General features: G+C 36.6%; 12 protein-coding genes. 7 read left to right on the forward strand and 5 right to left on the reverse strand.

The features are described from left to right. Positions 1-65 precede the first annotated feature (65 nt). The 3 genes from ACI6MV_RS21585 to ACI6MV_RS21595 all read left to right on the forward strand — a co-directional run bounded on the left by ACI6MV_RS21585 (position 66) and on the right by ACI6MV_RS21595 (position 833). Positions 66-212, forward strand: a complete 147-nt coding sequence (locus ACI6MV_RS21585; RefSeq protein WP_407272400.1) for a competence protein — start codon at positions 66-68, stop codon at positions 210-212. A 2-nt stretch (positions 213-214) separates the two neighbouring features. Continuing rightward, complete coding sequence (locus ACI6MV_RS21590; protein ID WP_407272401.1) at positions 215-412, forward strand: DUF3813 domain-containing protein; 198 nt, start codon at positions 215-217, stop codon at positions 410-412. A 157-nt stretch (positions 413-569) separates the two neighbouring features. Further along, positions 570-833 carry a NifU N-terminal domain-containing protein gene (locus ACI6MV_RS21595; RefSeq protein ID WP_407272402.1) on the forward strand — a complete coding sequence of 88 codons (264 nt, stop codon included), beginning with the start codon at positions 570-572 and terminating at the stop codon, positions 831-833. Between the two features lie 40 nt (positions 834-873). Here ACI6MV_RS21595 and ACI6MV_RS21600 read toward each other — a convergent pair whose 3' ends face one another. Beyond that, positions 874-1773 carry a BsuPI-related putative proteinase inhibitor gene (locus tag ACI6MV_RS21600; RefSeq protein ID WP_407272403.1) on the reverse strand — a complete coding sequence of 300 codons (900 nt, stop codon included), beginning with the start codon at positions 1771-1773 and terminating at the stop codon, positions 874-876. Positions 1774-1837: 64 nt separating this feature from the next. Continuing rightward, positions 1838-2683, reverse strand: coding sequence for a YitT family protein (locus ACI6MV_RS21605; protein ID WP_407272404.1), 846 nt, complete (start codon positions 2681-2683; stop codon positions 1838-1840). A 232-nt stretch (positions 2684-2915) separates the two neighbouring features. On the opposite strand from ACI6MV_RS21605, the gene ACI6MV_RS21610 reads away from it, so the two are divergent. Further along, positions 2916-3776, forward strand: a complete 861-nt coding sequence (locus tag ACI6MV_RS21610; RefSeq protein WP_407272405.1) for a DegV family protein — start codon at positions 2916-2918, stop codon at positions 3774-3776. Between the two features lie 134 nt (positions 3777-3910). Then, on the forward strand, positions 3911-4120 hold the full coding sequence (gene yppF / locus ACI6MV_RS21615; protein ID WP_407272406.1) for a YppF family protein: 210 nt from the start codon (positions 3911-3913) through the stop codon (positions 4118-4120). Between the two features lie 359 nt (positions 4121-4479). On the opposite strand, the gene ACI6MV_RS21620 is transcribed toward yppF, so the two are convergent. Continuing rightward, a complete protein-coding gene (locus tag ACI6MV_RS21620; protein ID WP_407272407.1) occupies positions 4480-5091 on the reverse strand; it encodes a DedA family protein in 612 nt (203 codons plus the stop codon). Positions 5092-5362: 271 nt separating this feature from the next. Here ACI6MV_RS21620 and ACI6MV_RS21625 point away from each other — a divergent pair, with 271 nt between their 5' ends. Then, entirely contained in the window at positions 5363-6229 is an 867-nt protein-coding gene (locus ACI6MV_RS21625) for an SDR family oxidoreductase (protein WP_407272408.1), read from the forward strand. 620 nt (positions 6230-6849) lie between these two features. Further along, positions 6850-8211, forward strand: a complete 1362-nt coding sequence (locus tag ACI6MV_RS21630) for an MATE family efflux transporter (protein WP_407272409.1) — start codon at positions 6850-6852, stop codon at positions 8209-8211. 57 nt (positions 8212-8268) lie between these two features. Here ACI6MV_RS21630 and ACI6MV_RS21635 read toward each other — a convergent pair whose 3' ends face one another. After that, a complete protein-coding gene (locus tag ACI6MV_RS21635; RefSeq protein WP_407272410.1) occupies positions 8269-9747 on the reverse strand; it encodes an alpha-amylase family glycosyl hydrolase in 1479 nt (492 codons plus the stop codon). Positions 9748-10350: 603 nt separating this feature from the next. Next, the gene (asnB, locus tag ACI6MV_RS21640; RefSeq protein ID WP_407272411.1) at positions 10351-12198 is read right to left on the reverse strand and encodes an asparagine synthase (glutamine-hydrolyzing); all 1848 of its coding nucleotides are present in this window, start codon (positions 12196-12198) and stop codon (positions 10351-10353) included. Between the last annotated feature and the right edge of the window lie 100 nt (positions 12199-12298).

A 12298-nucleotide genomic window follows, 5' to 3' on the forward strand; every position in this document is an offset into this window, starting at 1 on the left:
AATAAGCTTGAACGCAATGAAGCGTTCAAGCTTTTTTACTTCTTTATTCTGGGAGGAATTGCCTCATGAGTAGAAAAAGTAAATCCAAACGCTTTACTCAACAAGCTTCAGACTCAGTAAAGAAACACGATGAACGTTTTCCTTATCGAGCAAGACTTGGTGAATTAGAGGGTAGAAAAGCAGATAATGAAGATACTGTAGGAGGTCTGTAACGATGGCTAATATGGGAACAAATTTATTCCAACAAGCAAAGAGTGCTGTCAACCGTCTTACGAATGGTCAAATGGCCGATTCTGAAAAACAAGCAGCAAGAGCTGCAATTAAATCGGCATATACAAATGCAACTCCAGAGGAACAGCAGGAGTTACAGCAGTTAGAGCAACAACTTGAGCAACACAACGAACTAAAATAAGCAACAGATAAAACGGCCCCCATTCGTGGGGGTTGTTTTTTATTTGTTTACGTCTTTTGTAATTGTCATTTTTCTGCTATTATTGAAAGTAAGTGAGCAATTTTATGTTCGAATTCTTACAACAATATGAATACCAATAGATTTAGGAGGACTAGAGATGACTATACAAGTAGATGCTACACCTAATCCAAATGCATTAAAGTTCACATCCGATAAAATGATTTTTCAGGGAGATAAAAGCTTTTCTGTTATGCCCGGCCAAACAAGTGAATTTGCTGTGCTTAACGAATTAATGGAACTTGATGGTGTTGATAATGTTTTTGGCTTTCAGAATTTTATAACGGTAAATAAACTATTTGATGCCGAATGGGATGGACTTACAGTAAAAGTGGAAAATGTACTAATAAAACATGGATTATAATAAGTGTACATAAAAAATGAGAGGCCTTGGTTAAGGCCTCTCATTTATTTAATTGCTGCAATGTAACCGCTTGGCTCGAAAGAATCTGTCCGTCTTCCGGGTTTTTATCATACAGATACATACTAACGGTTCCGTTATTCGGTAATTGATCTGATGGTATAGATACTTGTATCTCAAAAGGTGACCACTCATCAGATTCTACAGTTATTTTGGTTTCCTCTACTACTACACTGTGTCCGTCTTCAACAGTATAGTATAACTCCTCAACAATTGGACTAACTTCACCCTTAAGCTTGTATTCTCCATTAGAACCTTCAACCTTAATATTATTTACAATTCCATCGATTACTTTACCATCTGCTTTCGGTAAACTAGAAGACGCTGTAGTGTTTTTGCTAACCGTAAATGTTTTCGTTTGTGTGAAAGGATTATTTTCTATACCTTGTTTATTAATTTGCACCGGCAATAGTGTGATTGTTGCTTCGTATTCACCATCAGCTATTTCTGTATCATTCCATTCTTCTGTCCATTCCAAAGACTTACCAGCAGGAATCTCTTTATACACAAACGATTCAATAAATGCTTTTCCCTCGGAAAAACGATAGATTTCTTGACCAGAAGCGTCCGTAACAACGATTTCGAACTGCTGTCCACCAGACATACCTAATTCCACCGTCTCTTCTCCATTGTTCGAGAGCTCCATATGAAATGTAACTTGCTCTTCACTTGGCGTTACGACACTAGTCATCTTAAGTTTGTCTAACAATACTTCCACATCACTACTATCTTTTAATTGACTGTCAGCCGCAGGTGTTGTGCCATTGTCATCAATTACATCACCTGTACCTTGACTGCCATTACTGACCTGTTGTTGATTGGTTCCACAAGCTACTCCAAATACTATCAACAATAATAATGGTAGAAACATTTTCTTGTTCATTGCTCAACCTCCTTTTTGCGCTTTAACTAATAGGTCGAATGAACAAGCTTTTATGTTACACCATTTAATCATTTCTTCTAAAAAAGCCAAATATACCTGCTGTTTCAACGACATTTGTAAATGCATTTGGATCAATTTCACTTACAATTCGTTCTAAATCATATAGCTCATAACGTGTGATCACTAAATACAGCATATTTTTATCTACTTTACTATAAGCACCTCGAGCTGGAAGAATCGTAATACCTCTAACCATCGTATCGTGAATTGCTTGCTGCAATTCATCTGCCTTTCTCGTTACAATCATTGCTGTAACTTTTTCATGTCTTGTATGAATTGCATCAATTACTCGAGTAGAAACGTAAAGTGCTACTAATGTATATAACGCATTCTCCGGTTCATAGATAATCCCAGCCAACGCAATAATAATACTATTTATTATGAGAAAGTATTTACCGATAGGTTGGTCCTTCATGCGTGATAGTACCATTGCAATGATATCTAAGCCACCAGTAGAAGCACCCCATTTCAATGTCATTCCAACACCTATACCTCCAAGTACACCACCAAACACTGCATTTAAGATAATATCCTGACTCCATTGTTCTACAGGTATAATCGTAAGAAAGGTTGTAGTAAAAATCACCGAAATGAAACTATAGACGGTAAATCCTCTACCAACCTTATACCAACCTAGAATAGCAACAGGAATATTTAAAATAAGTAAAATAACACCTGTACTTATTCCTATTCCAAAGAAATCAATAAAAACACTGGATAATAGCTGTGAAGTACCAGTAAAACCACTGGCATAGACATTAGCCCCAATTAGAAATAAATTTAGGGAAACCGCATTAAGAAATGCACCAAAAATAACTATGAGTATTCTTTTTGCTTCGAATAAAAACATTGCCTTCCTCCTAAATCATATGTACACCTATATCTTCATACCCAACTATCTTAACGGTTAACCTTATTCATGTAAAATGAGCAGTATATTTTGACTAAAATAACTGATATGATTAAACTTATAATTAGAAAGTTTGTTCATCTTTGTAATACTGTTATTCTTTCCAATGTTCTAGGTGCTTACCCGCCATTATTAGTATTATAAAAAACTATTTGTATTGGATGTGAAATGGATGAATGTACAAATTATTGCCGACTCAGCGTGTGATCTTTCTAAATCTTCCTATGATGACTATAACATCGAAATGGTATCGCTTACAGTTCACTTAGATGATAATGATTTTGAGGACGGTAAAACGATCTCCGCTAAAACTGTTTATGATGCGATGCGTGATGGAAAAAAACCAAAAACGTCTCAAGTCTCGCCACAAGCGTTTAGAAATACTTTTTTGAAGTATGCGGAGAAAAACCAGCCTACTGTTTATTTCTCCTTTTCTTCTGAACTATCTGGCACCTACCAATCTGCAAAACTGATGGAGACGGAAGTAAAAGAGCAATATCCCGATTGGGAATTACGGATAGTTGACACAAAGTGTGCTTCACTTGGCTACGGTTTAGTAGTATTAAGGGCTGCGCAGTTATCACAAGAAGGGGCTTCTTTAGAAAATATTGTTGAAATCGGAAGCTATCATGCAGAACATATGGAGCATATTTTCACTGTAGATGACCTTGAATATTTGTACCGTGGCGGTCGAGTTAGTAAGACAGCTGCAGTTGTTGGTACGATGCTAAAAATCAAACCACTATTACATGTGGATAACGGTAAATTGATCCCGCTTGAAAAAATACGAGGCTCAAAAAAGGTACTAAAACGAATGCTCGACCTGATGGATGAACGCGGCATGAGTCTTAGTAGTCAGCCGATTGGCATCAGCCATGGTGATGACATAGATCAGGCAAACCAACTCGCAAGTCTGATCAAAGAAAGGTTTGGAACTGAAAATATCCATATTGAAATGGTAGGATCATCCATCGGTGCCCATTCGGGGCCAGGAACAATCGCACTTTTCTTTTTGAATGATGAATACAAGTAATTAATATGTGTAGCATCTTTAAAAAGATGCTGCACTTTTTATTTTTCGTGTAGCATCTCTCGCATACCCATGCCTCTTTCCCCATATATATAGTAGAGAGATCATACTAAACCTTAAGCAAAGGGGAATGATGAATGCAATTAGAGAATCTACTAACAATGTACCAGTTAGACCGTCAAGATAAACCGTACTCCATTAACCATCTTCTTGATTACTGTCAACAGCTTTATATCCATGAGAAAATTGACATAGTATTATATCGTGATATCCTTTACCTTCTTAACACTGAAGGAGCTGTTTCTGTTCACGAAATAACTGATAATAATTATCCTGTACTAGGGTAAATTTGTTTAATTTGTCGACATAGGCGATAACAAGAAATAACAATAAGTTCTCTCTAACCTTATCCGAGGTGACCGTAAGCAGCTTTATCCAGCATAGTTCTAATAGTAGCAAACACCGCATTAGTGATTTTAGATTAAAGAAGGTCACATCAGATTCTTTCAATAAGCACTTCAAATATAATGTACTTAAAAGAACCTCCTAGCTAAAAACAGCTAGAAGGTTCTTTTCTTCTTGCCTTGTGCTTACTTCTTTGATAAGAATTAAGTAGTGCTCCACCTATGATTCTTCCGATAATCATCCAGTGTATCTGTTAGATGCTGTTTTTAGCATTTCAATTTACTCTTCAAAGTCATATCTTTTAGTCACGCTTAACTCTTTTCTTCACATACATATATACTAGCCATATTACTAGAATAACAAGCACTGCATAAATAACTTTAGAATAAACACTCATATAGCCGACAATTACGTCCCATGAAGCTCCGACTGAAGCTCCTAAATAAACTAGAACTGTGTTCCAAATAAGTGTCCCTAGCGTAGTAAATAGTAGAAATAATCCTAGATTCATATTAGACATACCAGCTGGTATCGATATCAAACTTCGAATAAGTGGTACAAATCTGCAAAAAAATACTGTCCATGGGCCATACTTATCGAACCAAGCATCTGCCTTATGAATGTCCTCTTTCTTCAAGCGAAGAAAACGTCCCCATTGCTCAACGATCTTCTCTAATCTTTCAACATTAAGTTGCAGGCCAATTCCATATAAGACAATTGCACCTATTAAAGAGCCTGCTGTTGAAGCAAGTACGACTCCAACAATACTTAAATTCGTTGTGGTCGTCATGAACCCACCAAATGTTAGAATTACTTCTGACGGTATCGGAGGAAAAATATTTTCTAATGCAATTAAGAACATAATACCCATATAACCGTATTGATTCATTACTTCCATTAACAAGTTCTCCATGTTGTACCCCTTTAATTAATCGTTAGCTGTTGCATATACTCCTAGTTACTCAAACATAAAAAGTCCTAAATTTTATTATCATCACATCCACATTTTAAAAAACATACACTAATCTATTTCAGAATATAACATCCTAATCACGAAAGATATACCTTTTATAAATAATGTTTAACCTTACTATTTTCACTCAAATATATCTATTCATTTTTAATCATGATTACGAAGCGAATGGGTATAACTAAATACATACATATGATTTAGGAGGGAAACTATGTCTAATAACAAAAAGAAAGAAATCCATCCAAAACAACATCAAAATAGGCAACCCGGATATGAATATGAAATGGATCCACTTCCTCAATTTGTAGATCCTAACTATAAAGGAAGTGGCAAACTTCAAAATAAGGTAGCTATTATTACTGGTGGAGATAGTGGAATTGGACGGGCCGTTAGTTTATATTTTGCGAAGGAAGGCGCACATGTAGCGATTATTTATTTTGATGAACATAAAGATGCCGAAGAAACAAAATTATTAATTGAGGCAGAAGGTAGAACATGCAAACTGTATAGCGGTGACATTGGTGATCCAGACTTTTGTGATTCCACCGTACAACAAATAAAAAAAGAACTGAAGCAAATAGATATTCTCGTTAATAACGCCGCCGTTCAATATCCACAAAATGACCTGTTAGATATCACAAATGAACAGCTCGAAAAAACGTTTAGAGTAAATATCTTTTCTTATTTTTATATGGCGAAGGCCGTACTTCCTCATCTGAAAAAAGGAAGTTCTATTATTAATACTTCATCGATCACGGCATATAAAGGAAATGAACAATTAATTGATTATACGAGTACAAAAGGAGCTATTACTTCTTTCACTCGCGCTCTTTCTCAATCTCTTGTTAAAAAAGGAATTCGAGTTAACGGCGTTGCACCAGGTCCGATATGGACACCACTAATTCCTGCAAGCTTTGATAAGCAGCAGGTGGCTGAATTCGGATCAAACAATCCTTCTGGGAGACCAGGTCAGCCATATGAACTAGCACCTGCGTATGTATATCTGGCTAGTGATGACTCAAGTTATGTGATTGGTCAGATGATCCATGTAAATGGTGGTGAGGTTGTTAACGGGTAATAATTGGATTGTAAAGAGCAGCTACTATAAAGTGGTTGCTCTTTTTAATTTAAATTTTACGCTATTGACAATAGTGCATGATTAAATCATCACCAAACTAGAATAATATGAATTTGGTATTTTTTTAAAGGCTCTTTTCGTAGAGTTTGTTGTTTTTTATGTCATATTTGAAGTAAAATGCGACGTAGTGCTCGAGATTTTTGCTCACGCGTCTAGCTATACCAACAGCAAAGGTGCTAACCGGATTGAGCGGCCATATAAGCGCTTATTTAGTTTAAATTTTCAATTTCGATGATTTGACGGCCACCACAGCACTTATTTACCGATATCAACTCGTTGAAACAACAAATTCACCCAAATAAGTGCGCTGGTGGCCGCACAATTCTAATAATGCCTCATGTGTCACAGATAAGCGCACTGGTGGCCGTCATCGACTCATCGACCGCAGTACAATGCCTCCTCCATTGCGTCTGTTTAACACTACGACGCATTTTAGCTATTTTGCGCATTAACAACAATCTCTTAGAAAACAGCCTTTTTAAAAAAAGTTATAGCATATAATTACATTTTGCAGTACAGTTAATTGGTGTTTGTTGAGACTAAGGGAGCGAATAAAAGCTATGTCGGAACAGAACAATACCAAGCAAAAATTAACTTTATTTGGTCTAACATGGCCTATATTTATTGAAACCTTGTTACATATGTTAATGGGAAATGCAGATACGTTAATGCTTAGCCAATATTCGGATAATGCAGTGGCAGCAGTTGGTGTTGCCAATCAGATTATTGCAGTAATCATCGTGATGTTTGGTTTTGTAGCAGCAGGCGCGGCAATTCTTGTTGCTCAAAACCTAGGTGCTTCTAATCGATTTGAAGCAGTTGAGATTTCGGTTACTTCTATTAGTTTAAATTTGTGGTTTTCCTTAATACTAAGCATCGGCGTTTATTTATTAAGTAAGCCGATTTTACAACTAATGAATATACCGAATGAATTATTTGGAGATGCAACTGTCTATTTAAATCTTGTAGGTGGTTTTATTTTTGTCCAAGCACTAATTATGACTGTCTCTGCTATCCTACGAAGCTATGGTTTTACGAAGGACACGATGTACGTAACGATCGGCATGAACGTGCTCAATGTGATTGGCAACTACTTATTTATTTTTGGATCATTTGGCTTTCCTGTTCTAGGTGTAAAAGGTGTCGCCATCTCTACGATCATTAGTAGAGGCTTAGGATTCATAGTATTGCTTTTTCTGTTACTAAAAAGAACCGAATATACATTACCTGGGAGAGCATTTTTCACTTACCAAAAGCACCATGCTAAAGATTTACTTCATATAGGCATACCTTCCGCTGGTGAACAGCTTTCTTATAACATGAGCCAGATGGTGATCACATATTTTATCGCGCAACTTGGAACAGTAGCACTTACAACGAAGGTATATACACAAAATTTGATGATGTTTATCTTTTTGTTCGCGATTGCTATTGGGCAGGGGGCGCAAATATTAATTGGCCACATGATTGGTGCGAATAAATTAAAGGATGCTTATGACTGCTGTATAAAGAGTTTAAAAGTAGCCATTGTTGTTTCTATTGTTGGTGCAGTTATTATTTATTTTTCCAGTGGTTACTTAATGCGTATATTTACCGACAACCTTTCTATTATTGAGCAAGGTTCGATGCTATTACTATTAACAATTGTATTAGAGCCTGGTAGAGCTTTTAATATTGTCGTGATTAGCTCGTTACGCGCTGCAGGGGATGTCAAATTCCCAGTATATATCGGCATAATGTCGATGTGGGGCATTAGTGTTACATTTGCGTGGTTTTTTGGAATGTATTTAGGCTTAGGGCTAATCGGTATTTGGATTGCATTTATTGCAGATGAGTGGTTAAGAGGCATGCTCATGCTTCGTCGGTGGACAAATCGTTCGTGGATGGATAAACATTTTGTTCAAAAAGCATCTTCTAATTAAAAAATCTCGAGTATACGTAATTACTCGAGATTTTTTAATATTCTATCCTTTTACATATTAATCCTCTTGGTTATTCTTTCTTGTCATAAACATAATGGCAAGGACAAATCCACCAATTACAACGATAATAAAAGAAATAAACAGCCAGTTAAGACCTTTATCTTCTTCAACCATATATATATCTGATGTTTCCCTGTCGAGTGTAATTTTATAGGTACCGTCTTTTCTCTCCCGGACGATATCGTCCTGTAATAAGCCGGTTAACTGCATCCCACTCGGTACGTTATCTGTAGAAATAGTTAAAGTTTCCTCACCATTATTTATTGCAACATACATAATTTGTCCTTGATGTGACCGTTTATAGACACTCATTGCTCCATTTTCACCTATGAGCTCAATCTTTCCTTTTGAAAGGGCAGGAAATTTTTTTCGGATTGCGTTTAATTGCTCAATAAAGTTTTTTAGTTGATTATCTCCACTATTAAACTGAACCATATCATGATCTGGCTCATCAATACCATTATTCATAGGAATTTCTGAACCTTGATAAATGATTGGCATCCCATTGATCGTGTATAAATATGTTAGACCGAGCTTCCAACGTGTTACCGGATTATAACCTTCTGCTGATGATTTTCTTGCAAATCTAGTAGTCATAATATCATCAAGAGCGCCTGTGTGAATACTATCATTCGGTTCTTTCCATGTTTGATAAAGAGGATCTAGCTCATTACCTGCAGCTCGAAATATCGAAGTAGCTTGTTCATTCAACTGATTATCTATTAGAGCATCGAAATCTGCATTAAGCCAATCATCTGTGTTGTTAGAATCACCTATGGTAAAAAAATTAGCGTCGATTAAATGTACACGATCGTTTAATTTTTTGATAAATGCTTCTGGAGTTTGTTCATCAATATAAATACGATAACCATCAATTTTGGCTTCTTTCATCCAGTATTCCGCGGAATCAATAAGATAGTTTTGCACCTCTACATTGGATAAATTAAGTCGTGGAAGACCTTGGTCCCATATACTAGTTTGTACCGTTCTATCAGTCATATAGTAGTCAGTAGTATTTTTACCATTAACCCAAGGGTGATTACTTGCCGTGTGTGTAATAACAAAATCTAAAATTACTTCTATACCTCGTTTATGTGCTTCTGTTACTAGCAGCTTCAAATCTTCCATCGTACCAAACTGCTCTTCTACCACGCGGTAATCACTTATTTGAAATCCTTGAAAGCTTCCCTGTTCATTTTCCATAATTGGGCTTAAATTAATTGCTGTAAAACCTAATTCACTTATATAATCTAATTTATTTATAACACCTTGAATGTCTCCACCATGATATGTATCCACATCGTCAATATTAACTTCAATATCATTCGTTGAGGACCCATTTACAAATCGGTCAACAAGGATATAATAAACAGCATTGTCTTGCCAATTTTGCACATCACCCTTAGCCAATGCTACTGGTTTTTCAAGCAATAACAGGAACGGAAGGCTCATTAAACAGATTATTAACTTTTTCATTTTGCGACCTCCCAAATATTTTTTGTAACATATCTGTAATATAAGACTCTTTATAGATTATCTGTTAGTAGGAAGTGTTGTCAATAAAAATTGTTAATTGTGCTTGAAAAGTCACATTTAAGACACAATAGATCACAGAGAAGTGACGCACGAAGTGGAAGGAAATCTTGTTGTGCGCTAGAGTTAGACTTCCCTGAGTTCTAGTCTTAACTTTAAAAATAGGCTTTTTTAAAATAAATTGTTTTTGCGCAAAACAGCTAAAATCTCGTCGAAGTGTTAAACAGGCGCTATGTAGGAGACATGCACTGCAGACGATGAGTCGATAACAGCCACCACTGCACTTATCTGTGACAAATGATGCATGATTAGAATTGTGCGGCCACCAGCGCACTTATTTGGGTGAATTTGTTGTTTCAACGAGTTGATATCGGCAAATAAGTACTGTGGTGGCCGTCAAATCATCTAAATTAAAAATTCAAGCGAAATAAGCGTTTATATGGCCGCTCAATCCGGTTTGCTCCTCTGCTGTTTGATATAGCGAGCCGTCGTATTTAATTTCAAGTATGAATAAAAACTCCACCCATGCAGGTGGAGTCCGTATTACTATTTTTCAATTATAATATTATAGGTGCGCAACCAGTGATCAATCTGACCCAAGTGTGCTAACAACTGCGGACCTGTCATTAATTGACCAAACCACGGGGCTTCGATTTCTTTTCCTTCACTGTCTACTAATTTGCGAATTTCCTCTTTGTCGAAGATTTCAAACAAACGCGCGTTAGGATCATCTAGTATTTCCTTTAACCAATTAACAACCGCTTCGGTATAAAAAGGATTATGTGTTTTAGGATAAGGACTTTTTTTACGATATAAGATTTCATCAGGTAGCACACCTTCTAGTGCTTTACGAAGAATCCCCTTTTCCCGACCTTGATAAGTTTTCATCTCCCACGGAACATTCCAAACATATTCCACTAGGCGATGATCACTGAAAGGTACACGAGCCTCGAAGCTAGCACCCATACTCATACGATCCTTTCGATCTAACAATGTTGGCATGAACCAGTGCATATTCAGATAAAACATTTGTCTTCTTTGCCGCTCAATCTCTGTATCACCTTCATATGCAGGGGTCTCATCAATTGTTTCTTGATAACGTTTGAGCATATATTCGTGTAAATCTAGCTTTTCCTTCCACTCATTAGTTAATAATGACCTTCTAACCTCTGCTGAGCGTATCCAAGGAAATCCTTCGCGAGATAAATCTTCTTCTCGGTAAAACCATGGGTACCCACCAAAAATTTCATCTGCACATTCCCCTGAAAGCGCAACAGTCACTTCTTGTTTCGTTTTTCGACAAAACCACAGTAACGATGAGTCAACATCTGCCATCCCCGGCAAATCACGCAATTCTACTGCTTCTTTTAACATATCTGCAAGTGTCGCATTATCAATTACAAAATTATGATGCTCAGTACCATGGGCGTCGACCATTTTACCGATAAAGTCTTGATCGTTGTTTGGTTGGAATGAGCTTTTTTTGAAATATTTCGCATTGTCTTCATAATCAATGGAAAATGTGTTCAATGTTCCTTTACCGTGTTCTTTCAAGTAATTCGATGCGAAGGCAGTAATCGCACTTGAATCAACACCACCTGACAAAAATGTTCCTAATGGTACATCTGAGATCAACTGACGTTCCACTGCATCTTTTAGTAAATAATGGATCACATCTGCCGTTTCTTCGACATCATCAGTATGCGCTGTGCTAACAACATTCCAATATCTATTTGTACGGAATCCTTTTTTATCAAACACACCAACATGTGCTGCGCGAAGCTCGTTAACACCTTTAAAAACACCATGACCTGGTGTTCTTGATGGACCAAGCGCAAGTACTTCACTAAGGCCTTCTTGATCAATGATTGGCTCAATTTCTTCATGCGCAATTAGTGCCTTTAATTCAGAGGCAAAAATAATTCCTCCATTTCGCTCTGTATAAAATAATGGTTTCACACCTAATCGGTCTCTAGCCATAAATAATTGTTCTTTTTCTGGATCCCAGATAGCGAAAGCAAATATGCCATTAAATTTCTCTACGCACGCTTCCTTCCATTCCATATAACTTTTTAATAACACTTCTGTATCGGAATGAGATCTAAATGTCCAGCCAAGACTAAGTAATTCTTTTCTAATATCTTCAGTATTATATAATTCACCGTTATAAACTAAGATGTAGTTATCATCATTCTTGACGCATTCCATCGGTTGTTTTCCACCCTCAGGATCGACAACGATTAACCGTTGATGTCCAAATGCAACATGCTCCGAAATCCATTCATTGTGCTCATCTGGACCACGGTGTTGTATTGCGTTAGCCATCTTTCTGACGTTATCTATTTTCGTTGTTAGATCGCGTTCAAAATTTACCCAACCAGTAATTCCACACATATATTTATATAACACCCTTTCCTAACAAGATAGCCACACACCCATATATATGAATAAAGTGCCTAACATGTGATGAAAAGGGACTTTTAAGACAGAAAAA

This window comes from Radiobacillus sp. PE A8.2 (assembly GCF_045635475.1).
Lineage (GTDB): Bacteria > Bacillota > Bacilli > Bacillales > Amphibacillaceae > JBJGXI01.